Annotated in this window: 29 protein-coding genes; 10 read left to right on the forward strand and 19 right to left on the reverse strand. The window is 72.6% G+C overall.

The genetic code is table 11. The features are described from left to right. The first annotated feature begins 11 nt into the window (after positions 1-11). From ACF3NH_RS06835 to ACF3NH_RS06845, 3 genes are read left to right on the forward strand one after another with little or no spacing between them, the layout of a single operon-like run. Positions 12-1,127 carry an AGE family epimerase/isomerase gene (locus ACF3NH_RS06835; protein ID WP_422922324.1) on the forward strand — a complete coding sequence of 372 codons (1,116 nt, stop codon included), beginning with the start codon at positions 12-14 and terminating at the stop codon, positions 1,125-1,127. A gap of 31 nt (positions 1,128-1,158) precedes the next feature. Then, positions 1,159-2,541 carry a Trk system potassium transporter TrkA gene (gene trkA / locus ACF3NH_RS06840; protein ID WP_422922325.1) on the forward strand — a complete coding sequence of 461 codons (1,383 nt, stop codon included), beginning with the start codon at positions 1,159-1,161 and terminating at the stop codon, positions 2,539-2,541. Further along, on the forward strand, positions 2,538-4,079 hold the full coding sequence (locus ACF3NH_RS06845) for a TrkH family potassium uptake protein (RefSeq protein WP_422922326.1): 1,542 nt from the start codon (positions 2,538-2,540) through the stop codon (positions 4,077-4,079). Before trkA ends, ACF3NH_RS06845 begins: the two co-directional genes overlap by 4 nt. 3 nt (positions 4,080-4,082) lie before the next feature. Here ACF3NH_RS06845 and ACF3NH_RS06850 read toward each other — a convergent pair whose 3' ends face one another. Both ACF3NH_RS06850 and ACF3NH_RS06855 read right to left on the reverse strand, forming a co-directional pair. Further along, a complete protein-coding gene (locus ACF3NH_RS06850) occupies positions 4,083-4,259 on the reverse strand; it encodes a hypothetical protein (RefSeq protein WP_422922327.1) in 177 nt (58 codons plus the stop codon). Further along, a complete protein-coding gene (locus tag ACF3NH_RS06855; RefSeq protein WP_198367048.1) occupies positions 4,256-4,471 on the reverse strand; it encodes a hypothetical protein in 216 nt (71 codons plus the stop codon). Before ACF3NH_RS06855 ends, ACF3NH_RS06850 begins: the two co-directional genes overlap by 4 nt. Before the next feature lie 160 nt (positions 4,472-4,631). On the opposite strand from ACF3NH_RS06855, the gene hrcA reads away from it, so the two are divergent. Further along, positions 4,632-5,732, forward strand: a complete 1,101-nt coding sequence (gene hrcA / locus ACF3NH_RS06860) for a heat-inducible transcriptional repressor HrcA (protein WP_422922328.1) — start codon at positions 4,632-4,634, stop codon at positions 5,730-5,732. 10 nt (positions 5,733-5,742) lie between these two features. Here the strand turns inward: hrcA and ACF3NH_RS06865 are convergent, their stop codons facing one another. After that, positions 5,743-7,071: an NAD(P)/FAD-dependent oxidoreductase gene (locus ACF3NH_RS06865; protein ID WP_422922329.1), complete on the reverse strand. Its 1,329-nt coding sequence runs from the start codon at positions 7,069-7,071 to the stop codon at positions 5,743-5,745. A 60-nt stretch (positions 7,072-7,131) separates the two neighbouring features. Continuing rightward, positions 7,132-8,799, reverse strand: a complete 1,668-nt coding sequence (locus tag ACF3NH_RS06870) for a peptide ABC transporter substrate-binding protein (protein ID WP_422922330.1) — start codon at positions 8,797-8,799, stop codon at positions 7,132-7,134. 190 nt (positions 8,800-8,989) lie between these two features. Between ACF3NH_RS06870 and ACF3NH_RS06875 the strand changes: the two genes are divergently transcribed. Continuing rightward, positions 8,990-9,622: a cupin domain-containing protein gene (locus ACF3NH_RS06875; protein WP_198367044.1), complete on the forward strand. Its 633-nt coding sequence runs from the start codon at positions 8,990-8,992 to the stop codon at positions 9,620-9,622. Between the two features lie 57 nt (positions 9,623-9,679). Here ACF3NH_RS06875 and typA read toward each other — a convergent pair whose 3' ends face one another. After that, positions 9,680-11,509 carry a translational GTPase TypA gene (gene typA, locus ACF3NH_RS06880; RefSeq protein ID WP_198367043.1) on the reverse strand — a complete coding sequence of 610 codons (1,830 nt, stop codon included), beginning with the start codon at positions 11,507-11,509 and terminating at the stop codon, positions 9,680-9,682. A 204-nt stretch (positions 11,510-11,713) separates the two neighbouring features. After that, positions 11,714-11,950, reverse strand: a complete 237-nt coding sequence (locus tag ACF3NH_RS06885; RefSeq protein ID WP_422922331.1) for a hypothetical protein — start codon at positions 11,948-11,950, stop codon at positions 11,714-11,716. A 293-nt stretch (positions 11,951-12,243) separates the two neighbouring features. Here ACF3NH_RS06885 and ACF3NH_RS06890 point away from each other — a divergent pair, with 293 nt between their 5' ends. Then, on the forward strand, positions 12,244-12,660 hold the full coding sequence (locus tag ACF3NH_RS06890) for a DUF3775 domain-containing protein (protein WP_198367041.1): 417 nt from the start codon (positions 12,244-12,246) through the stop codon (positions 12,658-12,660). A 49-nt stretch (positions 12,661-12,709) separates the two neighbouring features. On the opposite strand, the gene ACF3NH_RS06895 is transcribed toward ACF3NH_RS06890, so the two are convergent. From ACF3NH_RS06895 to ACF3NH_RS06930, 8 genes are all read right to left on the reverse strand, one after another. Then, complete coding sequence (locus tag ACF3NH_RS06895; protein ID WP_232477206.1) at positions 12,710-13,438, reverse strand: DUF1194 domain-containing protein; 729 nt, start codon at positions 13,436-13,438, stop codon at positions 12,710-12,712. A gap of 114 nt (positions 13,439-13,552) precedes the next feature. Beyond that, complete coding sequence (gene ccmI, locus ACF3NH_RS06900; protein WP_422922332.1) at positions 13,553-14,347, reverse strand: c-type cytochrome biogenesis protein CcmI; 795 nt, start codon at positions 14,345-14,347, stop codon at positions 13,553-13,555. Beyond that, complete coding sequence (locus ACF3NH_RS06905; RefSeq protein ID WP_422922333.1) at positions 14,344-14,823, reverse strand: cytochrome c-type biogenesis protein; 480 nt, start codon at positions 14,821-14,823, stop codon at positions 14,344-14,346. The genes ccmI and ACF3NH_RS06905 overlap by 4 nt, the downstream gene beginning before the upstream one ends. Continuing rightward, complete coding sequence (locus tag ACF3NH_RS06910; protein WP_198367037.1) at positions 14,823-15,374, reverse strand: DsbE family thiol:disulfide interchange protein; 552 nt, start codon at positions 15,372-15,374, stop codon at positions 14,823-14,825. The genes ACF3NH_RS06905 and ACF3NH_RS06910 overlap by 1 nt, the downstream gene beginning before the upstream one ends. A gap of 25 nt (positions 15,375-15,399) precedes the next feature. Continuing rightward, on the reverse strand, positions 15,400-17,358 hold the full coding sequence (locus ACF3NH_RS06915) for a heme lyase CcmF/NrfE family subunit (RefSeq protein WP_422922334.1): 1,959 nt from the start codon (positions 17,356-17,358) through the stop codon (positions 15,400-15,402). Beyond that, the gene (gene ccmE, locus ACF3NH_RS06920; RefSeq protein WP_422924733.1) at positions 17,355-17,924 is read right to left on the reverse strand and encodes a cytochrome c maturation protein CcmE; all 570 of its coding nucleotides are present in this window, start codon (positions 17,922-17,924) and stop codon (positions 17,355-17,357) included. The genes ACF3NH_RS06915 and ccmE overlap by 4 nt, the downstream gene beginning before the upstream one ends. A 47-nt stretch (positions 17,925-17,971) precedes the next feature. After that, positions 17,972-18,118: a hypothetical protein gene (locus ACF3NH_RS06925; RefSeq protein ID WP_198367035.1), complete on the reverse strand. Its 147-nt coding sequence runs from the start codon at positions 18,116-18,118 to the stop codon at positions 17,972-17,974. Then, positions 18,115-18,912: a heme ABC transporter permease gene (locus ACF3NH_RS06930; protein WP_422922335.1), complete on the reverse strand. Its 798-nt coding sequence runs from the start codon at positions 18,910-18,912 to the stop codon at positions 18,115-18,117. The genes ACF3NH_RS06925 and ACF3NH_RS06930 overlap by 4 nt, the downstream gene beginning before the upstream one ends. Before the next feature lie 218 nt (positions 18,913-19,130). Between ACF3NH_RS06930 and ACF3NH_RS06935 the strand changes: the two genes are divergently transcribed. Both ACF3NH_RS06935 and ACF3NH_RS06940 read left to right on the forward strand, forming a co-directional pair. Beyond that, positions 19,131-19,424 (forward strand): YciI family protein, encoded by a 294-nt coding sequence (locus tag ACF3NH_RS06935; protein WP_198367033.1) that lies wholly within the window; start codon positions 19,131-19,133, stop codon positions 19,422-19,424. Between the two features lie 12 nt (positions 19,425-19,436). Beyond that, on the forward strand, positions 19,437-19,865 hold the full coding sequence (locus ACF3NH_RS06940; RefSeq protein WP_422922336.1) for an EVE domain-containing protein: 429 nt from the start codon (positions 19,437-19,439) through the stop codon (positions 19,863-19,865). 21 nt (positions 19,866-19,886) lie between these two features. Here ACF3NH_RS06940 and ACF3NH_RS06945 read toward each other — a convergent pair whose 3' ends face one another. After that, positions 19,887-20,372, reverse strand: a complete 486-nt coding sequence (locus ACF3NH_RS06945; protein WP_422922337.1) for a hypothetical protein — start codon at positions 20,370-20,372, stop codon at positions 19,887-19,889. A 65-nt stretch (positions 20,373-20,437) separates the two neighbouring features. Between ACF3NH_RS06945 and ACF3NH_RS06950 the strand changes: the two genes are divergently transcribed. Further along, positions 20,438-20,788 (forward strand): Rieske (2Fe-2S) protein, encoded by a 351-nt coding sequence (locus ACF3NH_RS06950; RefSeq protein ID WP_422922338.1) that lies wholly within the window; start codon positions 20,438-20,440, stop codon positions 20,786-20,788. Between the two features lie 8 nt (positions 20,789-20,796). Here the strand turns inward: ACF3NH_RS06950 and ACF3NH_RS06955 are convergent, their stop codons facing one another. The 4 genes from ACF3NH_RS06955 to ACF3NH_RS06970 form a co-directional block, all read right to left on the reverse strand. After that, positions 20,797-21,468, reverse strand: coding sequence for an amino acid ABC transporter permease (locus ACF3NH_RS06955; RefSeq protein WP_198367029.1), 672 nt, complete (start codon positions 21,466-21,468; stop codon positions 20,797-20,799). Between the two features lie 64 nt (positions 21,469-21,532). Continuing rightward, positions 21,533-22,213, reverse strand: coding sequence for an amino acid ABC transporter permease (locus ACF3NH_RS06960; protein WP_422922339.1), 681 nt, complete (start codon positions 22,211-22,213; stop codon positions 21,533-21,535). A gap of 9 nt (positions 22,214-22,222) precedes the next feature. Continuing rightward, on the reverse strand, positions 22,223-22,981 hold the full coding sequence (locus ACF3NH_RS06965) for an amino acid ABC transporter ATP-binding protein (protein ID WP_422922340.1): 759 nt from the start codon (positions 22,979-22,981) through the stop codon (positions 22,223-22,225). Positions 22,982-23,076: 95 nt separating this feature from the next. After that, the gene (locus ACF3NH_RS06970) at positions 23,077-24,723 is read right to left on the reverse strand and encodes a bifunctional metallophosphatase/5'-nucleotidase (protein ID WP_422922341.1); all 1,647 of its coding nucleotides are present in this window, start codon (positions 24,721-24,723) and stop codon (positions 23,077-23,079) included. Positions 24,724-24,868: 145 nt separating this feature from the next. Between ACF3NH_RS06970 and ACF3NH_RS06975 the strand changes: the two genes are divergently transcribed. Continuing rightward, complete coding sequence (locus tag ACF3NH_RS06975; RefSeq protein WP_198367026.1) at positions 24,869-25,786, forward strand: sulfite exporter TauE/SafE family protein; 918 nt, start codon at positions 24,869-24,871, stop codon at positions 25,784-25,786. Positions 25,787-25,794: the final 8 nt, after the last annotated feature.

Raw genomic sequence — 25,794 nt, forward strand, 5'->3', positions numbered from 1 at the left:
ACGCCGGCCGGGTGGCCGGGTTAACGGCCGGGCCTGTGGAAGGGGAGGATCTCTGGCTCTGGCTGAGCCGACGGGCATGGCCGCTCTGGCTGGAGCGCGGCATCGACTGGCGCGCGCGTGCCTTCCACGAGAGCCTCACCCTGGACGACCATGCCTGCACGGCCACCTTCCGCCGCCTGCGGGTGGCGGCGCGCCAAGTCTACAGCTTCGCCCTGGCGCGGCGGCATGGCCTGCCACGTGCGGACGAGGCCGTGGAACTCGGCCTCGACTTCCTGCGCCGCACCGCCGCCCATCCGGACGGCGGCTATGCCTGGCGCTTCGCGCTGGATGGCCGCGTCATCGATAGCCGGCGCGACCTCTACGACCACGCCTTCGTGCTGTTGGCGCTGGCAGCCGCCAGCCGCGTGGCGCCGCCGGAGCCGCTCCGGCGCGAGGCGCTGGCGCTGGACGACTTCATCGAGCAGCGGCTGGCGCATGCCTCGGGCGGCTATCTGGAATCCCTCCCTCCCGCCCTGCCCCGGCGGCAGAATCCGCACATGCATCTGCTGGAGGCGCGCCTCGCCGCCGCCGAGGCCTTCGGCGAGGTCCGCTTCCTGCGCGGCGCGGAGGCGCTGCTGAACCTCTTCCTGGCCCGCTTCCTGCCGGATGGCTGCCTGGCGGAGTTCTACGACGACGACCTCCGCCCGCTGGAATCGCCGCACCGCGCGGAGCCGGGGCACCACAGCGAATGGCTCTGGCTGCTCGACTGGCAGGCACGGCTGTCCGGCCGGCCCGCTCCCGCCGGCGCGGTCGCGGCGCTGCGCCGCTTCCTGGCCGCGCATGGCCGCGACCCGGCCACCGGCGCCCTGCGCGACGCGGTCTGGAGCGATGGGCGGGTGATCGCCGGCGGCGCCCGCCTCTGGCCGCAGACCGAGCGGCTGAAATCCGCCGCGCTGGGCGGCGACCCGGCCGAGCAGGCGGAGGCACGGCGCGTGCTCGCCACCTATCTGCGGCCCGACGGGCTCTGGCATGAACGCCGGCTGGCGGAAGGCGGCATGAGTCCGGAGCCCGCCCCGGCCAGCAGCCTCTACCATCTGAGCTGCGGCATCGCCTTCATCGCGCAACCCGACGGCGACGCGCGGCCTTGAGAGCAGAAGCGCAGGCGGGAGCGCGGTGGTCATGAAGGTCATCATCTGCGGCGCCGGGCAGGTCGGCACCACCATCGCCCGGCATCTGGCGATGGAGGGCAATGACGTCACCGTCATCGATGCCTCGGCCGAGGCGGCGCGGCGGGCGGACGAGAGCTATGACGTGCGGGGGATGGTGGGCTTCGCCTCGCATCCCGAGGCGCTGCGCCGCGCCGGGGCGCGGGAGGCCGACCTGCTGATCGCCGTCACCCGCTCGGACGAGGTGAACATGGTGGCCTGCCAGGTCGCTCATGCACTGTTCCATGTGAAACGTCGCATCGCCCGGCTGCGCCATCATGGCTATCTGGAGCCGATCTGGCGCGAGGCCAGGCCGCCGCCGGTCGATGTGGTGATCTCGCCGGAGGTGGAGGTGGCGCGCGGCGTCGCCCGCCGCCTGCGCACGCCGGGCGCCTTCGACATGGTGCCGCTCGCCGACGGGAAGGTGCAGCTGCTCGGCATCCATTGCGACGATGCCAGCTGCGGCATCGCCGGCGCCCGGCTGGGCCAGCTGCGGCAGGCGGCGGAGGGCCGGGGCTATGTCGTCGTCGCCCTGGTCCGGGAGGGCCGGGCCTTCGTGCCGGGCCCCGAGGATCAGGTGGCCTGCGGCGACGATGTCTATGTCATCGCCCAGCCCGAGCATGTCGACAGCGTGATGGCGGTGTTCGGCCACCGGGAGCAGGCGGCGCGCCGGGTCGTCATTGTCGGCGGCGGCAATGTCGGCCTGCATCTGGCGCGGATGCTGAAGCGCGACGCGCTGGTCTCGCTCAAGGTGATCGAGCACGGGGCGGAACGCGCCGCCCACATCGCCGAGACGCTCGGCAGCGGGACCGTGGTGCTGCAGGGCGATGCGCTGGACCGCGAACTGCTCGAGGAGGCCAATATCGCCGAGGTCGATACCCTGGTCGCCGTCACCAACGACGACGAGACGAACATCTTCGTGTCCGTCCTGGCCAAGCGGGCCGGCTGCGGCCGGGTGATCACCCTGGTGAACAAGGCCTCCTACGCCCCGGTGGTGGATTCCCTCGGCATCGACGCCGTGGTGAGCCCGAGCAGCATCACCATCTCCTCCATCCTGCGCCATGTGCGGCGCGGCGCCGTGGCGCAGATCTACCAGCTGCGCGGCGATTTCGGCGAGGTGATCGAGGCGCGCGCGCTGGCCGGCTCGCGTCTCGTCTCGGCGCCGCTGGGGGAGGTGGGCGTGCCCGCGGGCATGCTGATCGGCGCCGTGGTGCGGGACGGCAGGGCCTTCATCCCGGACGCGGCCACCACCGTGGCGCCCGGCGACGACATCATCGCCGTCATGGCCTATACGGCGCGCGAGGCGGCGGAGGCGCTGATCGCCCTGCCGGGCAGCGCCCCGGGCCAGGGCGCGTGAGCGACGCCACGACGCGTCCGCCGCCCGGTGGCGCCCGATCCGGCCCGGTGGCGACCCCTGCGGCGGGTGGCCACTGGGCGCCGCCTCCGCTGCGCCCGGTGCTGCAGCTCATCGCGCGCATGCTGCTGGTGCTGGGCGGCTTCATGCTGCTGCCGGCCCTGCTCGACCTGTCGCAGGGCCATCCCGACTGGCGGCCCTTCGCCGCCTCGGCCCTCGGCACCGCGCTGGCCGGCGGGCTGCTGCAACGCCTGACCCGCTGCGAGCTGCAGGCCGGGCTGAACCTGCGCCAGGCCTTCGTGCTGACGCCGCTGAGCTGGCTCGCCATCTGCGCCTTCGCCGCCGTGCCCTTCCTGCTGTCGCAGCATCCGGGCCTTGGCGGCAACCTGACAAACGCGGTCTTCGAATCCGTCTCCGGCCTGACCACCACAGGCTCCACGGCGGTCAGCAGGCTGGACGAGGCGCCACCGGGCATCTTGCTCTGGCGCGCCCTGCTGCAATGGCTGGGTGGCATCGGCATCATCGCCACCGCGCTGGCCATCCTGCCGACCCTCGGCGTCGGCGGCATGCAGCTCTTCCGCACCGAAAGCTCCGACCGCTCGGAGAAGGTCATGCCGCGCGTGCGGCAGATCGCATTGGCCATCGTCCTGACCTATCTGGCGCTGACCGTGCTCTGCGGCCTCGCCTACGCGCTGGCCGGGATGGACGCGCTGGACGCCGCCGCGCATGCGCTCACCACCATCTCGACCGCCGGCTTCTCCACCTCCGACCAGTCGCTCGCCCGCTGGGACAATCCCGCGGTGCACTGGATCGCCATCGCCGGCATGCTGGCCGGCGCGCTGCCCTTCGTCCTCTATGTCCGCCTCGTGCGGCGGGACTGGGCCATCCTGCGCGACAGCCAGGTGCGCGCGCTGCTCGGGCTGGTCGCAACGGTCACCGCCGGGCTGACGCTCTGGCTGGTGCTGCGCGGCACCTACGGGGTCTGGGAAGCGCTGCAGCACGCGGCCCTCGCCACGGTCTCCATCGTCACCACCACCGGCTTCGCCTCGGCCGATTACACGCAATGGGGCGGCGGGGTGGTAGGGCTGGTGTTCGGCCTGATGTTCGTCGGCGGCTGCACCGGCTCCACCACCGGCGGCATGAAGATCTTCCGCCTGCAGGTGATGGCGGTGATGCTGCGCGGCCAGTTCCTGCGCCTGCTCTATCCCCGCGGCGTCTTTCCCCGCCTCTATGACGGCAAGCCGCTGCCGGATGACGTGATCGGCTCGGTGGTGGTGTTCTTCACCCTCTACTTCATCTGCTACGGCGTGCTGACCATCCTGCTGATGGCGATGGAGCTGGATTTCCTGACCAGCGCCAGCGCGGCCGTCAGCATGCTCTCCAATGTCGGCGCGGGGCTTGGTCCGGTGATCGGGCCGGCCGGGCATTTCGGCAACCTGCCGGACGGCGCCAAGTGGCTGCTCTGCTTCGCCATGCTGCTGGGCCGGCTCGAGCTCTTCACCGTGCTGATCCTGTTCATGCCGCGCTTCTGGCGCGGCTGAGGCTCATTCGCCGAGCATCACCGTGCCGCCCCAGGACAGGCCGATCAGCAGCAGGGCCAGCAGCGCCGTGGCCGCCGCCGGGTGGCGCGAGGCGCGGTCGAGCAGCAGGCCGGCGACACCGGCGCCCAGGCCGAACAGCAGCAGCGCGGCCAGGAAGCCGTTCATCACCGGGTTGTTCATCCCTTCCGCTCCCGGCGCGGCGCGGCCGGGCCGGTGCCCGAATCGCTGTAGCGCGACAGCGGCGCGGCGCGGTTCTGTTCCATCCTCGGGGCGGTCCGGGTCTCCTGCGGCGCGGCGCCGGCCGCCTCGCCGGAGCGTGTGGCGGCGGGGACGGCGGCGAGCCAGCCGAGCAGGGCCAGGGGCCAGATCCGGGAACCGGTCATATCCGTCATGATGCCCTCCTGCGCTTGTCCGCGCCCTGCGGCACTCCGAATTACAGGGAGGATGCAACGGCTTCGTGGCCATGATGTGTCGGCGCATGACAGGATGGCGCCGCGTCGGCGCCACGGGGCTTCACGCCTGCTTGAGAGGGAGGCAAAAAGAGCTGTCCCGATGAAGGATACGAGGAACTTGGCCAGGGGATCCGCTTCGTCGTTCTTCTCGTCCGGCCGCAAGGCCGCCGGCGCGGCGGGACTCGACAGCCGCGGCGCGGCGATCCTGCGCCAGATCGTCGAGCTCTATGTGGAGACGGGAGAGCCGGTGGGCTCGCGCACCCTCTCGCGCCGGCTGCCGCTGACCCTCTCGCCGGCGACCATCCGCAACGCCATGGCGGATCTGGAGGAGGCCGGGCTGCTCTTCGCGCCGCACACCTCCGCCGGCCGCCTGCCCACCGAGCGTGGCTTGCGCCTCTTCGTGGACGGCCTGCTGGAATTCGGCGACCTTTCGGAGGAGGACCGCGACGCCATCGCCGCGCGCTGCGCCGCTTCGGGCCGCAGCATGGAGGAGACGCTGTCCGAGGCCGGGCAGATGCTCTCGGGCCTCGCCGGCGCCGCCGGGCTGGTGGTGGCGCCCAAGACCGAGGCGGTGGTCAAGCATATCGAGTTCGTCGCCCTCTCGCCCGGGCGGGCTCTGGTGGTGCTGGTGAACGCGCATGGCCAGGTGGAGAACCGCGTCATCGAGGTGCCGCCCGGTCTGCCCCCCAGCGCCTTCAGCGAGGCCAGCAACTTCATCAATGCCCGCCTCTCCGGCCGCACGCTGGAGGAGACGCGCGCCACGGTGGCGGACGAGATCCAGGCCAACCGCACGGCGCTCGACGCGCTGACGCAGCAGATGATCGAGTCCGGGCTGGCCACCTGGGCCGGCGGCGGCGGCGGCTCGCTGATCCTGCGGGGCCAGGCGAAGCTGCTGGAGAACCTCGACCAGATCGCCCGCGTGCAGGAGATCCAGGCGCTGTTCGAGCGGCTGGAGGCGCAGGAGACCATGCTGCGCCTGCTCGAGCTGGCGCAGCGCGGCGAGGGCGTGCAGATCTTCATCGGCGCCGAATCGGGGCTGTTCAGCAGCGCCGGGCTGTCGATGGTCGTGGCGCCCTTCCGCGACGGCAAGGAGCAGATCGTCGGCGCCATCGGCGTCATCGGCCCGACGCGGATCAACTACCGCCGGGTGATCCCGGTGGTGGACTATACCGCGCGGGTGATCGGGCAGCTGCTGGGCTGACCGCCCCGACTCAGAGTGCTCCGGCCGGCGCCAGAGGGGTGCCGTCCACCAGCCGGCTGTAGCGATAGGGCGTGGGATCGACGATCGGCGCGTCCCCGGCCACCAGGTCCGCCGCCAGCCGCCCCGCCGCCGGGCCGATGCCGAAGCCGTGGCCGCTGAAGCCGGTGGCCAGGAAGAAGCCGCGCAGCCCGTCCACCGCCGAGATCACCGGCACCGCGTCGGGGGTCGAATCGATGGTGCCGCCCCAGGCCTCGGCGCAGTCCAGCTCGCCGAGGCTCGGCAGGTCGGCCTTCAGCGAGGCCAGCGCCTGCTCCACCAGCGTCATGTCCGGCGCCGGATCGAGCACGCGGGTCTTCTCGAAGGGCGTCACCTCGTTCATCGACCAGCGGGCGCCGGCGAGGAGGGCCTGGAAGAAGGGCCGGCCCAGCGTCAGCTTCAGCTTGGCCCGCCGCTGCACGAAGGTGGGCCAGAACTGCCGGCCATAGCGCAGGCTGTCCGGCGTGATGTGCACCGTGCCGCGCCCCCGGAAGGCGACGGTGTAGCCGCCATCCTCCCGCCGCCGCATGCAGTGCCCCGGCGTGCCGAGCGCCCCGGCCAGCAGCATCTCGCCCGTGGTGGTGCGGAAGGCGGTGCCGTTCACCATCAGCTGCGGCAGGGCGATGCCGTGGCGGCGGCAGAACAGGGTGGACCAGGCGCCGCCGGCCAGCAGCACGGCGCTCGTGCGGATGGTGCCCTTCTCCGTCACCACCCCGCTCACCGCCCCGCCCTGGGTCTCGAGGCCCCGCGCCGCGCAGTTCTGGAACAGCCGCACGCCGAGCCGCCGCGCCCCGGCGGCCAGCGCCGGTGCCGCCATGGAGGGCTCGGCGCGGCCGTCGCTCGGCGTCTCCATGCCACCGACCCAGCCCGCCTGGCTGTCCGGCAGGCGCTCCTTCACCTCCGCCGCGCTCAGCATGTGGCTGTGCACCTGCATCTCGCGCGCCATGTTCGCCCAGCGCTCCCAGGAGGCGAGTTCGGCCGGGTCCTTCGTCACCCACATGACGCCGCGGCGGCGGAAGCCGAGATCGGCGTTGATCTCCTCGTGCAGGCGGCCCCAGATGGCGAGGCTCTCGCGCGCCAGCGGGATCTCGTGGCGGTCGCGGCCCTGCTGGCGGCACCAGCCCCAGTTCCGGCTCGACTGCTCGCCGCCGACATGGCCCTTCTCGATCAGCGCCACCGAATGCCCCTTCTGCGCCAGGGCGTAGGCGGCGGAGACACCGATGATGCCGCCGCCGATGACGACGACATCGGCCTGCGCGGGCAGGCGTTCATCGCCGGCGATGCGATCAACGGGAGGCGACATGGACGGGCTCCTGGAGGCTGGTCGTGGTGGAAGGTCGGTGGGCGGCGCGGCGCGTGGTCGTCAGGACCAGTACCAGTCGCGGATGTTCCAGCAGTTGGAGGAGGTGTTGATGTTCGGCCGGAAGCCGTTCAGCCCTTCCTTCGTGCCCTCGACCAGGGCCTGCTGGAAGATCGGCAGGATCGCCAGCTCCTCGCGGATGATCCGCTGGATGCGGCCGTAGATCGCCTTGCGCCGGTCCTGGTCGAACTCCGTCGCGCCCTCTGCCAGCAGGCGGTCCACCTCGGCGTTCTGGAACTGGATGTTGTTCTGCCCGCGCCCGCCCTTGGCGCCGATCGCCTTGCTGCTGAAGCGCGGCGTCACATCCGGATCGCCGCCCAGCTGGTAGTTCACGGCGACCATCACCGAGCTGAACTTCGACTGCTGCCAGAACTCGCCCCAGATGACGGCGGCGGGCATGTTCTGGATCTTCATCGAGGCGCCGACCGCCTGCCAGTCCTGCATCAGCAACTGCTGCGCCTGCTCGCGGATCGGATTGCCGGTGGTGGTGGAATTGGCGATCTCCAGCCGCTGCCCGCCCTTCTCGCGGATGCCGCGCGCGCCCCGCTTCCAGCCGGCGGCGTCGAGCAGCGCGTTGGCCTTGCCGGGATTGTACTCGTGCTTCGGCAGGTCCTTCTCGATCGCCCAGGATTGGTTGGGCAGGAAGGACTCCGTGGGCGTCGGCAGGCCGTAGTACAGCGCCTCGATCAGCGCCTGCTTGTTCATGCCGAGGTAGAGCGCCTCGCGCACCGCCTTGTCCGCCCAGGGGCCGGATTCGAGATTGGGCGCGATGCTCTCGACCGAGGCCGTCGGATTGACGTGGACCTTCCGCCCGCGCAGCCCCTTCGCCTCATCGGCGAAGTTCGGGCTGATGCCGGCGATGCCGGTATAGTCCACCTGGCCGGTGCGGAACTGCGTGTACAGCACCGTCAGGTCGGGGATGTACTTGAAGACCGCCCGCTCGAGATGCGGGCCGCTGCCGTGATAGGCCGGGTTGGCCAGCAGCGTGACGTTGTCGCCCGCCGCGCGGCTGCCCCAGCGGAACGGGCCGGTGCCGACCGGGGCGTGGTTGAAGGGCGAGAGGTTGGGATCCGCGACTCCGGCCAGAAGGTGCTTCGGCACCATGAAGGTCAGCGAGAGAATGGAGAGATAGGGCGCGTAGGCCGTCTCCATCCGCCACTGGATGCGGTCCGGCGCCTCCACGCGGATGTCCTTGACCAGGCTGTGGCCGACGCGATTGCGGACGCGGAAATCGGGGTTGTTGATCAGCTCCAGCGTGAACTTCACGTCCTCGGCGGTGAAGGGCGTGCCGTCATGCCATTTGGCGTCGCGCCGCAGCTTGATGGTCCAGAGCAGGCCGTCGGCGGAGATGCCGCCGTTCCGCTGGGTCGGGATCTCGGCGGCGAGGTCGGGGACGAAGGTGCCGTCCGGGTCGATGAACCAGAGCGTGCTGAACAGGTTCCACCAGACGCCCTGGTCCACCTCGATGCCCGGCATCAGCGGGTGGAAGACGGTGGGCTCCTGCGACAGGCCGACCACCACCTGCCCCCTGGGCTTGGCGGGCGGCTTCGGCTGTGCCCTTCCCGGCCGCGCCACGAGCCCGGCCGCCGCCGTGGCCCCGATGGCGAAGAGGCCCCGACGGCTCGGGCCCAGGATCTGCCGCCAGCGCGCGCCGGCATCGAAGTCGCTCATGGCCACGTCTCCCGTTCGACCGACCGTGGCTCCTGCCCGGAGGGGTCGTCACGCCGCAACTGCATCCCCGTGCCGGTGTCTCCCGGCGGCCCCGGCCTGTTCACCGTGGTCATAATTGTTGCGCCGATGTTCAGCCTCATCGAAGCTGGCTGTCAATCGCCCCCGATCCGCGGCAGGGAGGACAGGCCCCGTGAAAGCCGGACCCGAAGCGCCCGTTCCCCTTCACCAGCCGGAGGAGGAGGCGGCCAGCGACCGCCGCCTCGGCGAGGCGGTGCGGCTGCTGCGCCAGCGCCGCGGGCTGTCGATCCAGGAACTGGGGCGGCGTACCGGGCTTTCAGCCGGGATGATCAGCCAGCTCGAGCGCGGCCTGGCCACGCCCTCGGTGCGCAGCCTCAGGATGCTGAGCCTGGCGCTGCAGGTGCCGGTGTCCTTCTTCTTCGAGGAGCGCCCGGCGGCGGCGGCGCCCGGCCGCTACATCGTGCGCCGGGGCCAGCGCCGCGTGCTGCGCCTGACGCCGAGCGGCGTGCTGAAGGAGGCGCTGGCGCCGAGCGGGCCGGGGCAGATGGAGATCTACGAGCTGACGCTGAGCCCGGGCGGCTCCTCGGGCGCCGACTTCTTCCGCCACCAGGGCGAGAAGGCCGGCTACGTCCTCTCCGGCACGCTCCGCCTGTGGCTGGAGCAGGAGGCGCATCTGCTGGAGGCGGGCGACACCTTCCGCTTCCCGAGCGCCGTGCCGCACATGTTCGACAATCCGGGGGAGGTGCCGGCGCGGGTGGTCTGGATCACGCTGCGGAGCGACCCGCCGGCCGATCCGCCCCCCTGACGGCGAAAGGGGCGGGCCGGTGTCCCGGTCCGCCCCCTATGGGTCCGCCCCCTGGTCTCAGGCCGCCTCGCTCTCGGCGCGGCGGGCGTTCTTCTTGCGCTCATGCGGGTCGAGGTAGCGCTTGCGGAGCCGGATGGCCGAGGGCGTCACCTCCACCAGCTCGTCATCCTCGATATAGGCGATGGCCTGCTCCAGGCTCATCCGGCGCGGCGGCGTCAGCAGCAGGGCCTCGTCCTTGCCGGCGGCGCGGACATTGGTCAGCTTCTTTTCCTTGATGGGATTCACGTCGAGGTCGTTCTCGCGCGAATGCTCACCGAGGATCAGGCCGGTATAGACCTTGGCGCCGGGGTCCACGAACAGGGTGCCGCGCTCCTGCAGGGAGAACAGCGCGTACTGCACCGCCTCGCCGTCGGAGTTGGAGATCAGGCTGCCCTTGATTCGGCCCTCGATCGGCCCGGCCCAGGGCTGGTAGCCCAGGAACAGGCGGTTCATCATGCCGGTGCCGCGCGTGTCGGTCATGAACTCGCCGTGGTAGCCGATCAGGCCGCGGGACGGGATGTGGAACACCAGCCGCACCTTGCCGCCGCCGGAGGGCCGCATGTCCTGCATCATGCCCTTGCGCAGCGACATCTTCTCGACGACGACGCCGGAGAACTCCTCGTCCACGTCGATGACGGCTTCCTCGAAGGGCTCCTCGCGCTCGCCGGTCTCGGGGTTCTCGCGCGTCAGCACGCGCGGGCGGCCGATGGTCAGCTCGAAGCCCTCGCGGCGCATCTGCTCGATCAGCACGCCGAGCTGCAGCTCGCCACGGCCGGAGACCTCGAAGCTGTCGGCCTCCTCGCTGTCCTTCACGCGGATCGCGACATTGCCCTCGGTCTCCTTGAAGAGACGGTCGCGGATCTGGCGGGAGGTGACCTTCTTGCCCTCGCGGCCGCCGAGCGGGCCGTCATTGATGCGGAAGGTCATGGACAGGGTCGGCGGATCGATCGGGATGGCCGGCAGCGGGGCCGCCACCTCGGGCGAGGCGATGGTGTCGGGGATGGTCGCGTCCGACAGGCCGGCGATGGCGCAGATGTCGCCCGCCTGCACCTCGTCGACCGGAACGCGGTCGAGGCCGGAGAAGGTCATCAGCTTGGTCAGGCGGCCGGTCTCGACCACCGTGCCGTCCTGGCGCAGCACGCGCACCGGCATGTTGGTGCGCGCCACGCCCTGCTCGATGCGGCCGGTCAGCACGCGGCCGAGGAAGTTGTCGGCCTCCAGGATGGTCGCGTTCATCGCGAAGGGCGCGTCGAGATCGACCGTCGGCGCCGGCACGTGGCTCAGGATCAGGTCGAACATCGGCGACAGGTCCTTGCGCGGACCGTCGAGCGTCGTGTCGGCCCAGCCCTGGCGGCCGGAGGCGAAGAGGGTGTGGAAGTCGAGCTGCTCGTCATTGGCGCCAAGGGCCGCGAAGAGGTCGAACACCTCGTTCAGCACCTCGTCCGCGCGGGCGTCCTGGCGGTCGACCTTGTTGATGACGACGATCGGCTTCAGGCCGCGGGCCAGCGCCTTGGTCAGCACGAACTTGGTCTGCGGCAGCGGGCCCTCGGCCGCGTCGCAGAGCACGATGGCGCCATCGACCATGGAGAGGATGCGCTCCACCTCGCCGCCGAAATCGGCGTGGCCGGGCGTGTCGACGATGTTGATCTTGACGCCCTTCCACTCGACGGCGGTGGACTTGGCGAGAATGGTGATGCCGCGCTCACGCTCCAGGTCGTTGCGATCCATGGCGCGTTCGGCGACGGCCTGGTTGGCGCGGAAGGCGCCGGCCTGCTTCAGCAGATTGTCGACAAGAGTGGTCTTGCCATGGTCGACGTGGGCGATGATGGCGACGTTGCGCAGTTCCATAAGGCGGGCAGTCCCGAGGCTGCGCCGCCTGCGCACGCGGCCCGAATCCCCTCGGCCAGCATCAATGTGGCGGGGTCGGGCAGGGCGGGCCTGGCGGCTTGTTGCGGCGCACAGATAGGATGCCCGGCGGAAAAAAGCGAGCTTTTCGCGCATCCTTCACCCGCGACGGGCGCATTCCTGCCTCCACGGCCGCGCTCTGGCCGCTCAGGTGCGGTGCAGGGCCCGGCGGGCGCCGCCGAAGGGCTTCAGCGGATCGAACCGCTCGACGACGCAGAGATGCAGCGCCTGCCGCATGGCCGGCTCCGGCGGCGCGGCCTCGTCCTCCGGACCCTGCGCTCCGGCGGGGCGGTCGGCGATCTGCTGCGGCATCATGGAGCGGAAGAGGGGCGAATCCTCCGCGCAGCCAGGTGAATGGGCCAGGCCACCCTGCACGGAAACCATGCGCAAGGATGCCTTCGGCACTGCGGTATCAGGCGAGGCGGGGGCCTCCAGAGCCTGGGATCCTGCTCCGAGAAGAACCGCTGCCATGAGGGGGATAAGCAAGGTTCTGGACATGCGGTATCAACGCCGGCTCATTTCGCTCGTTGCGCCGCAATTGTGGCGCTGAAGCAACACAAAAATTTTTTGGCAACCGGAGGGTTCTCCCTGGGCTTTCGCGTTGCCGTTAGCCTGATGCCCGGGATGCGCCAGGGATGCGCCGGACCGCACCGAGGGCGAACGCAGAGGAGGACTCGATGAGCGACACCCCCCGCGATGACGACGAGGCGGAGTTCGATCTGGGCATCAGCCTGGAGACCGTCGCCACGGTGGTGGATCATATCCGCGCCATCCAGGAGGAGGAGGAAGGCGAGGACGCCATCGACCCGGAGGATGAGGAGCCCGAGGAGGGTGAGGAGGATTTCGACGAGGACACCCTCACCGCCTTCATCGAGGAACTGAACGAGGATGAGCAGGCGGCCCTGGTGGCGCTGGCCTGGACCGGGCGGGGCGACTACGAGCCGGAGGAGTGGGAGGAGGCGCTTCGCATGGCGAAGGAGCGGGGCGCGGGTACCGACACCGCCGCCTATCTGCTCGGCATGGACATGGCCGGCGACCTGATCTCCGAGGGGCTGGCCGCCTTCGGCATCTCGGTCGAGGAGGTCGAGCGCTGAGGCGGGAGCGGGGCCGGCCGGCTTCCGGCCCCATCCCGAGGCAGTTTCCTCAGGCGTAGTCCCGGCGCGGCCCGCCATGCCCGGCGATCTCGCGGATCAGCTTGCGGCGCACCGCCAGGCCGAAGCTGTCGAAATCCTCCGCCGCCACCAGGAAGGCGCCCTCCCCGCCGATCACCGCCTCGGCATAGTACTGGTCGAGCGGCACCAGCGGGCGCCGTCCGAAGCTCGGCCGGTCGTTGATGATCGGCAGGCCGTTGACGACGATGCCCTGGGCGACGGCGGCATCGCGCGCCTGCTCCACCGGCGGGCCGGAATTGTTCACCCCGTCCCCCGAGACGTCGATCACCCGGCGCGTGGCCTCGAAGGGGGCCTCGGCGAGCAGCCGGGCGCCGAAGCCAATGGCGCCCGAGATCGAGGTCCAGGACAGCGAGGTGCGCGGCGCCTCGGCCAGCGCCTCGCCCCAGCGCCAGGCCTCGGCCTGGGAGCCGACGCGCATCCAGGGCAGGAGCTGCCGCTGGTATTCGATGCCGGCCCATTCCACGTAGGTCAGGGCGATGGCCCCGATGGCACCGCCCTGGATCGCCTCCAGCAGGCGCGGATCGGTCATCGCCGCGCGATAGCCCTCGCGCTGCAGCTTGGCCTCGTCCTCATCGACCGAGCGGGAGACATCGACCGCCAGCACCAGCAGCACATCCACCGCCTCCGCGGCGCGCGGATGTCCCGGCCAGAGGGTCGAGGCCGCCGCGACGCCGCCCGCCGTCAGCCCAGCCGTCAGCAAGGAACGCCGCCACATCCTTCCGCCTCCCACCTGTTCCCGCACAGCAAAGCCGAGAGGCGGGGGGGTGGCGCAATTCTTTCATGTGCACACCCGCGTGTGCCCAGGGGCGTGTACTTAGGGCAACTCCTGCAGCCGCCGCTCCACAAGGGCGCGCCAGGGCGCGTCGGGTGGCGCCTGGTCGAGCAGGGCGCGCCAAGTGGCGCGGGCATTCTCCGACCGGCCGGCACGGGCCTCCAGCAGGCCCGAGAGGTAGCGCAGGCGCGGCGCCTCCGGCTCGGCGGAAAGCGCCCGCGCCAGCAGGGCGGCGGCGGCGTCGAGCTCGCCCTGCCCGATGCGCAGCTCCGCCAGCTCGGCGGCCAGCGGCCCGTCGAAGCGGATGGACAGGGCGCGCGCGAAGGCGTCGATGGCGGCCTCCGTCCGGCCCCGCCCGCGCTCGGCATTGGCGAGCAGGATCCAGCCCTGGCGCGCCGCCTCGCCCTCCTGCGGCGCCGCCTCCAGCCGTTGCCGCAGCATGGCCAGCAGCGCCTCGTCCTGCGCCGCCGCCTCGGCGCGCTCGCGATAGGGCGCGGCCGGGATCTCGGGATGCCCGCGCCAGAGGTAGAGGCCGAAGCCGAGGGCGGGCACCAGGAACAGCATGGCGGCCAGCAGCGCCCCGCCCCGCCCGGCGCCCGGCGCCGCCGCGGCGGCGGGCGAGGCCAGCAGGCGGCGCTGCACCTCGGTCACGGCGGCGCGGTGCGCGGCCTCGTCCATCCGCCCGCTCTCCCGCTCGCGCTCCAGCTCGGCGAGCTGCGCGCGGTAGAGGGCGCGGTCGGCCTCCAGCCGGCCGGTCAGGCGCGGCGGGCGGAGCAGGGCGAAGGCCAGCGGCGCCACCGCCAGCGCCGCCACGGCCAGGAAGAGCAGCCAGATCATCGCCCCGCCTCGTCCTCCAGCGCGGCGAGGCGGACGCGCTCGGCCTCGCTCAGCGGCGGCGCCTCGGGCACCGCGCCGCGCCGGCGGCGGACCAGCAGGATGGCCAGCGCGCCGCCGCCGACCGCCAGCACCGGCATGCCCCAGAGCAGCGCCGTGGCCCAGGTGACGGGCGGGCGCAGCAGCACGAAGTCGCCGTAGCGGTCATGGACATAGTCCATCACCTGGCGGTCGCTCTCGCCCATCGCCACCCGCTCGCGCACGATGCGGCGCAGGTCGCGCGCCAAGTCGGCCTCGCTGTCCTCGATCGACTGGTTCTGGCAGACGAGGCAGCGCAGCTCGCGCCCGATCTCCCGCGCCCGCGCCTCCTGCGCCGGGTCGCGCAGCATCTCCGAGGGCAGGCCGACGGCGCGCGCCGCGCCGGACAGGCCGGACGCCAGCACGAGCGCGAGCGCCAGGGCGGACAGGGTGCGGCGCATCAGGCGTGGCGCCGCAGCAGCGGGCGGATGTCCTGCTCCAGCACCTCGGGCGTCACCGGCCCCGGCCAGCGCCAGCGGACGATGCCCTGGCGGTCAATGAGGTAGCTCTCCGGCACGCCATAGACCCCCCAGTCGATGGCGACGCGGCCCGGCGCGTCCTGCGCCAGCTGGCGGAAGGGGTTGCCATGGCGCTGCAGGAAGGCCCGCGCATCGGCCGGCCGGTCCTTGTAGTTGATGCCGAGGATCGTCACCCCCTCCCGCGCCAGCCGCATCAGCTGCGGATGCTCGACGATGCAGGGCACGCACCAGCTGGCCCAGAAGTTCACCAGCACCGGCGCGGGCAGGCCGCGCAGCGCCGCCTCGGTCAGCGGCGGGGCGCCCTCCTCCAGCGCCGGCAGGCTGAAGGCCGGCGTCGCGCGGCCGAGCAGCGCGGAGGGCACGCCGCGCGGGTCGTAGCTGCCATCGCCCAGGCCGCGCAGCATGGCGTAGAAGCCGGCGCCCCCGGCAGCGACGAGGCCGAGCGGGGCGAGCATCAGCAGGCGGCGATTCATGGGTGGTCGTCCGTTCCTCTCGGCCTCATGCCGGCACCGCCCGCCGCTTCGCCGCCGGCGCCGCGACACGCATCCGCCGGTCGGAGAGGGAGAGCCCGCCGCCCAGCGCCATGATGGCGGCGCCCAGCCAGATCCAGGGCGCCAGCGGGTTGTGGTGCAGGCGCAGCACCGCCGCGCCCTCCTGCTCCTCGCCCAGCACGGCGTAGAGGTCGACGAGCCAGGTGGTGTGGATGGCGGCCTCGGTGGTGGTCATCCGCGCCACGGGGAAGAAGCGCCGCTCCGGCGCCAGCACGGCGACGGTGGCGCCGTTCCGTGTCACCGTCACGGTGGCGCGCCGGGCGGACCAGTTGGACCCCACGGCATCCTCGACCCGGTCGAGGCGCCATTCATAGCCCGCCAGCGCCACGCTCTCCCCGGGCTGCAAGCCGGCCAGCCGGTCGGTGGCCAGGCCCATGCCCGCCATGCCCAGGATCGAGACGCCGAGCCCGGCATGCGCGATGGCCGCGCCCCAGGCCGCGCGCGGCAGGCCCCGCGCCCGGCTCCAGGCGGCGGCGGGGCGGCGGAACAGGGCGATGCGGTCGAGAACATCGGCCAGCGCGCCGCCGATCAGCCAGGCGGCGGCGGCGAAGCCCAGCGCCGGGCCGATCCGCGCGCCGGCGAGGGCGAGGCAGGCCGCCGCCGCCAGCGCCGCCAGCAGCGCCGCCCACCAGAGCCGCTGCAGCACCGGCCAGAGCTGCGCCCGCTTCCAGGGCAGCAGCGGCCCGGCCGCCATGGCCAGCACCAGCGGCACGGCCAGCGGCAGGATGGCGGTGTTGAAGAAGGGCGGCCCGACCGAGATCTTCTGCCCGAGCAGCAGGTCGGCGAACATCGGCCACAGCGTGCCGGTCAGCACTACCGCCGCCATCGAGCAGAGCAGCAGGTTGTTCAGCACCAGCCCGCCCTCGCGCGAGAGCGGGGCGAAGAGGCCGGCCGGCGCCATGGCCGGCGCCCGCCAGGCGAAGAGCGCCAGCCCGCCGCCCAGGTAGAAGACCAGCAGGCCGAGGATGAAGACGCCGCGCTCCGGGTCGTTGGCGAAGGCGTGCACCGAGTTCAGCACGCCCGAGCGCACCAGGAAGGTGCCGAGCAGCGAGAAGCCGAAGGCCAGCAGCGCCAGCAGCACGGTCCAGACCTTCAGCGCCTCGCGCTTCTCGACCACGATGGCCGAGTGCAGCAGCGCCGTGCCGGCCAGCCAGGGCAGCAGCGAGGCGTTCTCCACCGGGTCCCAGAACCACCAGCCGCCCCAGCCCAGCTCGTAATAGGCCCACCAGGAGCCGAGCGCGATGCCGAGGGTGAGGAAGGCCCAGGCGGCCAGCGCCCAGGGCCGCACCCAGCGCCCCCAGGCGGCATCCACCCGCCCCTCGATCAGCGCCGCGACGGCGAAGGCGAAGGTCACGGCATAGCCGACATAGCCGAGGTAAAGCAGCGGCGGATGGAAGGCGAGGCCGGGGTCCTGCAGGATCGGGTTCAGCCCCTGCCCGTCCGGCGGCGGCGGCCAGACCCGGCCGAAGGGATTGGACGTGGCCAGGATGAAGGCCAGGAAGCCCACCGCGACCAGTCCCAGCACGCCGAGCACGCGGGCGCGCAGCACCCCCGGCAGGTCGCGCCCGAAGCCGGCCACCGCCCCGCCGCAGAGCGCCAGGATCAGCACCCAGAGCACCATCGAGCCCTCGTGGTTCCCCCAGGCGCCGGAGAGCTTGTAGAGCAGCGGCTTGGCCGAGTGGCTGTTCTGCACCACGTTGATGACGCTGGTGTCGTTGGTGACGAAGGCCCAGAGCAGGGCGGCGAAGGCGGCCGCGACCGCCAGCAGGTGCCCCGCCGCCAGCGGGCCGGCGGCGGCGATCAGCCGCGCCTCGCCGCGCTGCGCGCCGAGCAACGGCAGCACCGCCTGTGCCAGGGCCAGGGCGAGCGCCAGGGCCAGGGCGAAATGGCCGATCTCCGCGATCATCCGCCGCTCTTCGCCTCCGCGGCGGGGCTGCCAATGGGGCTGCCAATGGGGCTGCCAATGGGACTGGCAGTGGGACTGAGCGTGTTCCAGGAGGCGGCGGGGGGCGGGGCGCCCCGGGCCGGGTCCCAGTGCCCGCTGCGCTTCAGCGCGTCCGCCACCTCCGGCGGCATGTAGGTCTCGTCATGCCGGGCCAGAACCTCGCTGGCGCGGAACAGCCCGTCGGGGCCGAGGCGGCCGAGCGTCACCACGCCCTGCCCCTCGCGGAACAGGTCGGGCAACACGCCGACATAGGCGACGGGAATCGTCGCCGGCCCGTCGGTGACGCGGAAGCGGGCCTCGGGGCGGCCGTCCGGCGTCCGGCCGCGCTGCAGACTGCCGGTTTCGACTAGGCCGCCGAGGCGGAAGGCGCGGTCGGGGCCGGGCTGCCGCGTGGCGATGTCGCTCGGCGCCAGGAAGAACACCAGATTGTCCTGGAAGGCGGTCAGGGTCAGGGCCGTGGCGGTGCCGAGACCGAGGCCGGCCAGCAGCAGCACCCAGAGCCGCCGCTTCTTCCGCGCCGCGCCCATGCCGCGGCCCGGGGAGGCTCCAGGGGACATCCCGGAAGACTCCCCGCTCATGCCCGCCCCTCCCGGCGCGGCTCGATCTGCCGCAGGCGCCGCCGTGCCAGGGCGTGGCGCCAGGCCGCCATCGCCGCCATGCCGCCGAAGCCCATCGCCGCCAGGGCCCAGGCGAGGGTCACGTGCCACCAGTGCAGGCTCATGCGCGCCGCGCCCGGGCCAGTTGCGCCTGCCGCAGGCGCCGTTCCATCACCGCCGCCCGGCTGCGCGCCAGCACCAGCGCGGCGAAGGCCAGGCTGAAGCCCAGGGCGCAGGTGAGCAGGGGATAGAGCAGCGCGACATGCAGGCCCGGGGCGCCGATGCGGGTGACCGAGGCCGTCTGATGAAGGGTGTTGAACCAGTCCACGCTCCACTTGATGACCGGCAGGTTCAGGGCCCCGATCAGCGCCAGGATGGCGCCGGCCCGGGCGCCGCGCTCCTCGTCGTCGAAGGCGCGGACCAGGGCGGCATGGCCGACCCAGAGGAAGAACAGCACCAGCACCGAGGTCATCCGCGCATCCCAGGCCCACCAGGTGCCCCACATCGGCCGGCCCCAGAGGCTGCCGGTGGCGAGGCAGAGGGCGGTGACCATGGCGCCGGCCGGCGACAGCTCCCGCGCCACCAGATCCGCCAGCGGATGGCGCCAGACCAGCGACAGCACCGACAGCACGGCCAGCCCGGCATAGCCGCCCATGGCCAGCCAGGCCATGGGGACATGCACGTACATGATCCGCACCGTCTCGCCCTGCTGCCAGTCGGGCGGCGAGAAGACCAGCGCCCAGGCGGCGCCGGCTCCCAGCACCAACCCGGCGAGCGCCCAGAGCCAGGGCAGCCAGCGGTCGGTCAGGCGCAGGAAGCGGCCGGGATTGGCGAGGCGGTGCAGCGCCGCGCCCCGTCCGGGCGGCGCGGCGGGGGGTGGGGGGGGGCCCGCGGTGGGGCCGGGCAGGGGGGTGCTCACGGCGCGCAACCTAGCCTGCCCTCGCCGGAGGCGGAAACGCCGATCGCACGCTCGAACAACACGATAAGCCTGATCCATGAGCCAGGGGGGGGTGCGGGGGGCGGATGCGGCAGACTTAGGCGCTGGCGTCGCCGGATTGAAGCCATGGCCGCACCCGGTTACGTGAGGGATACAGCGGCGCCGCCGGACGGGGGGCGCCCCAGGAGGGGAATCCGACCATGCTATTCGCCATCTTCGCCGAGGACAAGCCGGGCGCGCTGGAGCTGCGCCTCGCCACCCGGCCGACGCATCTGGAGTACCTCGACAGCCAGGTCGAGAAGCTGGTCCAGGTCGGGCCGCTGCTCGACGCCGAGGGCAAGCCCTGCGGCAGCCTGCTGGTGGTCGAGGTGGCCGACCAGGCCGAGGCCGAGGCGCTGGCCGCCGGCGATCCCTATGCCAGGGCCGGCCTCTTCGCGCGCACCGTCATCCGCCCCTTCCGGCAGGTCTATGCCGGCGGCCAGCGCGTCGGCTGAGGCGGCGGGGCGGTGCGGCACTGGCTGGTCAAGAGCGAGCCCGACGCCTTCTCCTGGCAGGAGCAGGTGGCGAACGGGGTGGAACCCTGGACCGGCGTGCGCAACGCCCAGGCCGCCAATCATCTGAAGGCCATGCGCCGCGGCGACCTGGCCTTCTTCTACCATTCCAATATCGGCAAGGAGATCGTCGGCGTGGTCGAGGTGGCCCGCGAGGCCTATCCCGACCCCACGGAGACGGTGCCGGAGGGCAAGGCGCCACGCTGGGTCTGCGTCGACATGCGCGCGGTGGGCGCGCTGCCGCGGCCGGTGGGCCTCGCGACTATCAAGGCGACGCCCGCGCTGGAGGGCATCGCCCTGGTGCGGCAGTCGCGTCTCTCGGTCATGCCGGTCTCGGCGGAGCACTGGGCGGTGCTCTGCCGGATGGGCGACTGGCGGAGCTAGGGGGGCGGGGCCGAGGGGCGCTCAGCGCCGCGGGCGCGGTTCGCGGTCGCCGAACCAGGGCGTGCCCTGGCTGGGCGGAAATTCCGGCGGCGGCACCGGCGGCGGGACCAGGGGGCCGGGATCGACATAGACCTGCACCCCCGACCCGGTCTGGCCTGTGCCTGGCCCGCCCGGGCCCCAGGCGTCCTGGCCGGGCGGCCGGCGGCGGAGGTCGCGCGGCATCTCCCGCCATCTCCGATGACGGCCATCGGCGCCGTCATGCCACAGGGCGCCGCCCCCGGCCGGGTGCTCCGGGCGGCCTCCGTAGAGGCCCCGGGACTCGAATTGCCACGGCGTGCCTCCCTGGCGTCCGGTCTGGTGTCCGGTCGGGCCGGGGACATGGCCCTGGCCTTCATGGCCCAGACGGAGCTGGGCCTCGGCGGCCCGGGGCGTGGCCAGGGCCAGCCCGGCGAGCAGCAGGGCGCAGTGGGTCCGGCATCGCATCGCGGCATCTCCCGTCTCGGCCATGCCAGTTTGCGCGACCGGGATGAACAGGGGATGAAGCGGCCGTGCCCGGCGACGGAGGAGGGAGAATGACCGAGGAACGCGCGCTGTGCCGCCTGGAGGAGATCGCCGACGGCAAGGCCAGGGGGTTTCCCGGCGTCTCCGGCGGCTTCATGGGGCTGCTCGCGGCGCGCCAGGGCGGGCGGGTCCGGGTCTATGTGAATGCCTGCCCGCATATCGGCGTGCCGCTGGAGATCATGCCGGACCGCTTCCTCGACGGCGCCGGGCGGCGCATCGTCTGCGCCGTGCATGGCGCGACCTTCCGCATCGAGGACGGCTTCTGCCTCACCGGCCCCTGCGCGGGGGACAGCCTGGAGGCGGTGCCGGCGCGGATCGACGCGGAGGGGACGATCTGGGTGCCGGCCGAGGCGGGGGCCTGAGGCGCCGCTCAGCGCCCCGCCAGGGCCTTGTTCTCCAGCCGCGAGATCACCCGCACCAGCGGCCAGAGCAGCAGGAAGTAGGCCACCGCCGCCGCCACGATCGGCGTCGCGTTGTAGGTCGCGTTCTGCGCCTGCCGCGCCTGGAACAGCAGTTCCGGCAGGGCGACGACGCTGGCGATGGAGGTGAGCTTCACCACCTCCAGCGTGTTGCTCACCAAATCCGGCAGCACGTTGCGCACCGCCTGCGGCAGCACCACGTGCGCCAGCGCCTGCCCCCGCGAGAGGCCGGTGCTGCGCGCCGCCTCCATCTGGCCGCGCGGCACGCTCTCGATGCCGGCACGCAGCACCTCGCCGTAATAGGCGCCGGTGTTGAGGAAGAAGCCGATGGCCACCGCCCCCCAGGCGCCGGTGTCGATGCCGGCGAAGGGCAGCCCGGCATAGAGGAAGACCAGCAGCACCAGCGGCGGGATGGCGCGGAACAGGTCGGTCCAGCCGGCCGCCGCCAGCCGCACCGCGCGCGGGCCGGAGGTGGCCAGCAGGGCCAGCAGGACGCCGCCCGCGAGGCCGAGCGGCACGGTGATGGCCGAGAGCGCCAGGGTGTAGAGGAAGCCCTGCCACAGGATCGGCCAGGCCTCGCGGACGATGTCGGCGTTCAGGAAGGCGAAGACGAAGTTTTCCACGGCGACGCTCAGCCTTCTTCTTTCATGAGGTTCACGCCGCGCCGCGCGGCCCGCGATCGCATGGCTAGCGCTTCCAGGCGAAGCGCGTCTCGATCCAGCGGCCGAGCGCGACGACGGGGATGAACAGGATCAGGTAGGCGATGGCGCCGAGGGTCAGCGGCGAGGGATTGGCCGAGAAGGACATCGCGCTCTGCGCCGCGCCGAGGATCTCGGAGACGCCGACCACCGAGGCGAGCGCCGTGCCCTTGGTGATGGCGATGGTGCGGTTGGTCAGCGGCGGGATGGTGATGCGCAGCGCCTGCGGCAGCACGACATGGCCGAGCGTCTGCGCGAAGCCGAGGCCGGTGGAGCGCGCCGCCTCCCACTGCCCCCTCGGCACGGCGGTGATGCCGGCCCAGAAGATCTCCTCGGCGAAGGCGGCCAGCACCAGGGTCAGCGACAGCCATGTGGCGGCGAAGCCCGAGATGGACAGCCCCGCCGCCGGCAGGCCGAAGAAGAGCAGCACGATGATGACCAGCGGCGGCAGGGCGCGGAACAGGTCCACCGTGAAGATGATCAGCCAGTTCAGCGGACGGATGGCCAGGCTGCGCAGCAGGGCGAGCAGCAGCCCCAGCGCCAGGCCCGAGACGACGATCAGCAGCGCCAGCAGGACGGTCAGGCCGAGCCCCTGCGCGATCTGCGGCAGGTAGGTCGCCATGACCTTGAGGTTGAAGAAGGAGAAAAGGAAGTTGTCGAGCCCGCCCATCGCCGCGTCTCAGTGCCGGTCGATCTGGCGGATGAAGGCACGGGTGCGCTCGTGCTGCGGGTCGCCGAAGATCTGCGCCGGCGGCCCCTCCTCCAGCTTCTGGCCATCGGCCATGAACACCACGCGGTCGGCGGCGGCGCGGGCGAAGGCCATCTCGTGGCTGACCACCACCATGGTCATGCCGCTCTCGCGCAGCTCGCGCATCACCGCCAGCACGCCGCCCACCAGCTCGGGGTCGAGCGCGCTGGTCGGCTCGTCGAACAGCATGACGCGCGGCTCCAGCGCGATGGCCCGGGCGATGGCGACCCGCTGCTGCTGCCCGCCCGAGAGCTGCGCCGGATAATGGTCCGTCCGCTCGCCGAGGCCGACGCGCTCCAGCGCGCGGCCGGCGAGCTCCGCCGCCTCCGCCCTGCTCTTCCCCAGCACCTTGCGCAGCGCCAGCATGACGTTCTGCCGCGCCGTCATGTGCGGGTAGAGGTTGAAGCTCTGGAAGACCATGCCGATGCGGCGCCGGGCGGCGTTGATGTCCGTCCTGGGGTTCAGCAACTCGATGCCGTCGATATGGATCGAGCCGTCGCTCGGCTCCTCCAGCCGGTTCAGGCAGCGCAGCAGGGTGGACTTGCCGGAGCCCGAGGGGCCGATGATGAAGACCAGCTCGCGCTCCGCCACCGCGAGGTCGACGCCCTTGAGCACCGTGAGCGAGCCGAACCGCTTCCAGAGGCCGCGCGCATCGACGATCGGGCGCGGCGCGGGGGGGGATGAAGACATCGGCGCATTCCTCGGCTTCTCGGCTGGGCGCCTATAGGGCAGGCTGGGCAGGCTGGCAAAAGTATCGGTATGCAATTTCCGCGCCAGGATTCCGGTCAGGGCGGCGGGCCGGCCTCCGTGATGCGCCCCTCCAGCCGGGTACGGGCGGCGCCCTGCCGCCGCAGCCAGTCCGCCAGCGCCTCCTCCAGCGGCCGGCCGTTGTCGAGCACGGCCAGCGGGGCGTCGCGCAGCGCCGCGTAGCCATCGCCGCCGCGCCGCAGGAAGTCGTTGGTGACGATGCGGTAGGCAGCCTCCGGCCGCCACGGCGCGCCGCCGACCTCGACCGAGGCCAGTCGCTCCCCCGGTGGCGCGCCGGGCCGCCAGCGCAGCCGCATCCCCGCCACCTGCGGAAAGCCGCCGCCATTCTCCTGCGCGCGCGCCAGCCCCGCCTCCAGTGCCGCCCACAGGTCGGCGCCGCGCAGGGTGACGACCGAGAGCGTGTTGCCGAAGGGCAGCATCTCGAGCAGCGCGCCCCAGCTCACCACCCCCTCCGGCAGGCCGGCGCGCAGCCCGCCGCCATTGGTCAGGGCGGCGTCCGCCCCCGGCGCCGCCGCCAGCATGGCGTCGGCCAGCAGGTTGCCGAGGCGGCATTCGCCCTGGCGGCACCCCGCGGGTGAGAGGCCCGGCGCGCCCGGCCCCACGGCGCGCGCGCGCAGCGCCGCCAGCGGCGCGCCGTATTCCGCGACCAGCGCGGCCACGGCCGGGTCCGGCGCCAGCGACTCGTCCACCGCCCGCACCATGCCGCCATGTCCGGCGACCCGGCCATCGGCGCCCAGGTCCAGGTCGAGCCGGCCGAGCCAGCGGCCATAGGCGCCGGCCTGGACGATGCGCACGGCGCGGTCGCGCCCCTCCACCACCAGCGGATGCGGCCCCTCGGCGCCGGGCAGGCCATCGGCCAGCAGCGTATGGGAATGGCCGCCGATGATGGCGTCGATGCCGGGCACGGCGGCGGCGAGCGCGCGGTCGGCGGCGAGGCCGAGATGCGACAGCACCAGGATCGTCGCCGGCCCGCCGGCGCGGATGGCGGCGATCTCGCGCAGGGCGGCCTCCGCCGCCTCGGTGAAGCGCAGGCCCGGGCCCGGGCTGGAGGCCTGCGGCGTGGTCTCGGTGGTGAGGCCGATGACGCCGATCCGCAGGCCGCCGCGCCGGAAGGCCACATGGCCGCGGATGCGGGCCGCCAGGGCCGGCTCGCGCGCCATGTCCAGATTGGCCGAGAGCAGGGGGAAGTCCACCGCCGCGGCATAGGCGGCGAGCGTCAGCGGGCCGTGGTCGAACTCGTGGTTGCCGAGCGCCATGGCCTGGCAGCCGGTGGCACGCTGCACCGCCGCCTCGGCCAGGCCGCGATGCGCGGTGTGATAGAGGCTGCCGGTGAACTGGTCCCCGGCATCGAGATGCAGCACGGCCCGGCCGTCGGCTTCCGTCGCGCGCCGCGCCACGGCCAGGGCGGTGGCCATCCGCGCGCTGCCGCCGAGGCAGGGGCGGCCCTCCTGGCAGGCGGCGCCCGAGGCCTGCTGCCCGTCATGCCGGGCATGGACGTCGTTCAGATGCAGCAGGGTGAGGCGCCCGGCGGTTTCCGCCGCGGCGCGGCGCAGGCCGGGGAGGCCGAGAGGGGGGAGGCCGAGAGGGGGCAGGCCGAAAGCGGGCAGGGCCAGACCGCCGGCCAGCAGGGCCCGGCGGGTGGTGCGGAAATGACGCATGGCCATAAAATTTCCGGTTGGGGTCGCTTTGCCGTCCTTCGCCTCAGCTTTAGCCCAAGACTTGCCTTATTCCGAATGTCCCTTGCATGACGGCGGCCGCGTCGATCCGGCATGGCCGCCGCCCTGCGCCTGACGTGAGACTGGAATTGCGATGCAGGTCTACCTGCCCATCGCCGAGATGTCGGTCGATGCCCTGCTGCTGCTCGGCATCGGCTTCGGCGTGGGCTGGCTTTCCGGCCTGTTCGGCGTCGGCGGCGGCTTCCTGCTGACGCCGCTGCTGATCCTCATCGGCATCCCGGCGCCGGTTGCGGTCGCCTCGGGCGCCAACCAGACCCTTGGCGCCTCGGTCTCCGGCCTGATCGCGCAGTGGCGCCGCGGCAATGTCGATCCGCGCATGGGGCTGGTGCTGCTGGCCGGCGGCTTCGTCGGCTCGGCGCTCGGCGTGCAGCTCTTCGCCTGGTTGCGGCGCCAGGGGCAGGTGGATCTCGCCGTCGCCGTCTTCTACGTGGTCGTGCTCGGCAGCGTCGGCGGGCTGATGGTGCGGGAGAGCGTGCGCGCCATCCTGCGCCGCCGCCGGCGCGGCACCGCGCCGGCCCGGCTGCACGCGCATCTCTGGATGCACGGCCTTCCCTTCAAGCTGCGCTTCCGCAAGTCGCGCCTCTACATCTCGGTCATCCCGCCCCTGCTGATCGGCCTGATGATCGGCGTGCTCTCGGCCGTGATGGGGGTCGGCGGCGGCTTCATGCTGGTCCCCGCGATGATCTACCTGCTCGGCATGCCGACGGCGGTGGTGATCGGCACCTCGCTGTTCCAGGTCGTCTTCGTGGCCGCCAATGTCACGCTGCTGCAGGCCGTCTCGACCGGCAGCGTCGACATCGTGCTGACCCTGCTGCTGCTGGTGGGCGGCGTGGCCGGGGCGCAGTTCGGCGCCTCGATGGGCACGCGGCTGCGCGGCGAGGAGACGCGCTTCCTGCTCGGCCTGCTGGTGCTGGGCGTGGCGCTCAGCCTGCTCTGGGGCCTGGTGGCGACGCCGGACAGCCTCTTCGCCATCGGGCCGATCCCGTCATGAGGCGCTGG

Source organism: Pseudoroseomonas sp. WGS1072 (assembly GCF_049340465.1).
Lineage (GTDB): Bacteria > Pseudomonadota > Alphaproteobacteria > Acetobacterales > Acetobacteraceae > Pseudoroseomonas.

Excerpts from the sequence above, each read along its gene's own strand:
- trkA (WP_422922325.1), top strand. The coding sequence starts at position 1,159 with ATGAAGGTCATCATCTGCGGCGCCGGGCAGGTCGGCACCACCATCGCC.
- ACF3NH_RS06850 (WP_422922327.1), bottom strand. The coding sequence starts at position 4,259 with ATGAACAACCCGGTGATGAACGGCTTCCTGGCCGCGCTGCTGCTGTTC.
- ACF3NH_RS06855 (WP_198367048.1), bottom strand. The coding sequence starts at position 4,471 with ATGACGGATATGACCGGTTCCCGGATCTGGCCCCTGGCCCTGCTCGGC.
- hrcA (WP_422922328.1), top strand. The coding sequence starts at position 4,632 with ATGAAGGATACGAGGAACTTGGCCAGGGGATCCGCTTCGTCGTTCTTC.
- ACF3NH_RS06865 (WP_422922329.1), bottom strand. The coding sequence starts at position 7,071 with ATGTCGCCTCCCGTTGATCGCATCGCCGGCGATGAACGCCTGCCCGCG.
- ACF3NH_RS06870 (WP_422922330.1), bottom strand. The coding sequence starts at position 8,799 with ATGAGCGACTTCGATGCCGGCGCGCGCTGGCGGCAGATCCTGGGCCCG.
- typA (WP_198367043.1), bottom strand. The coding sequence starts at position 11,509 with ATGGAACTGCGCAACGTCGCCATCATCGCCCACGTCGACCATGGCAAG.
- ACF3NH_RS06885 (WP_422922331.1), bottom strand. The coding sequence starts at position 11,950 with ATGGTTTCCGTGCAGGGTGGCCTGGCCCATTCACCTGGCTGCGCGGAG.
- ACF3NH_RS06890 (WP_198367041.1), top strand. The coding sequence starts at position 12,244 with ATGAGCGACACCCCCCGCGATGACGACGAGGCGGAGTTCGATCTGGGC.
- ccmI (WP_422922332.1), bottom strand. The coding sequence starts at position 14,347 with ATGATCTGGCTGCTCTTCCTGGCCGTGGCGGCGCTGGCGGTGGCGCCG.
- ACF3NH_RS06905 (WP_422922333.1), bottom strand. The coding sequence starts at position 14,823 with ATGCGCCGCACCCTGTCCGCCCTGGCGCTCGCGCTCGTGCTGGCGTCC.
- ACF3NH_RS06910 (WP_198367037.1), bottom strand. The coding sequence starts at position 15,374 with ATGAATCGCCGCCTGCTGATGCTCGCCCCGCTCGGCCTCGTCGCTGCC.
- ACF3NH_RS06915 (WP_422922334.1), bottom strand. The coding sequence starts at position 17,358 with ATGATCGCGGAGATCGGCCATTTCGCCCTGGCCCTGGCGCTCGCCCTG.
- ccmE (WP_422924733.1), bottom strand. The coding sequence starts at position 17,924 with ATGGGCGCGGCGCGGAAGAAGCGGCGGCTCTGGGTGCTGCTGCTGGCC.
- ACF3NH_RS06925 (WP_198367035.1), bottom strand. The coding sequence starts at position 18,118 with ATGAGCCTGCACTGGTGGCACGTGACCCTCGCCTGGGCCCTGGCGGCG.
- ACF3NH_RS06935 (WP_198367033.1), top strand. The coding sequence starts at position 19,131 with ATGCTATTCGCCATCTTCGCCGAGGACAAGCCGGGCGCGCTGGAGCTG.
- ACF3NH_RS06945 (WP_422922337.1), bottom strand. The coding sequence starts at position 20,372 with ATGGCCGAGACGGGAGATGCCGCGATGCGATGCCGGACCCACTGCGCC.
- ACF3NH_RS06950 (WP_422922338.1), top strand. The coding sequence starts at position 20,438 with ATGACCGAGGAACGCGCGCTGTGCCGCCTGGAGGAGATCGCCGACGGC.
- ACF3NH_RS06960 (WP_422922339.1), bottom strand. The coding sequence starts at position 22,213 with ATGGGCGGGCTCGACAACTTCCTTTTCTCCTTCTTCAACCTCAAGGTC.
- ACF3NH_RS06965 (WP_422922340.1), bottom strand. The coding sequence starts at position 22,981 with ATGTCTTCATCCCCCCCCGCGCCGCGCCCGATCGTCGATGCGCGCGGC.
- ACF3NH_RS06970 (WP_422922341.1), bottom strand. The coding sequence starts at position 24,723 with ATGGCCATGCGTCATTTCCGCACCACCCGCCGGGCCCTGCTGGCCGGC.
- ACF3NH_RS06975 (WP_198367026.1), top strand. The coding sequence starts at position 24,869 with ATGCAGGTCTACCTGCCCATCGCCGAGATGTCGGTCGATGCCCTGCTG.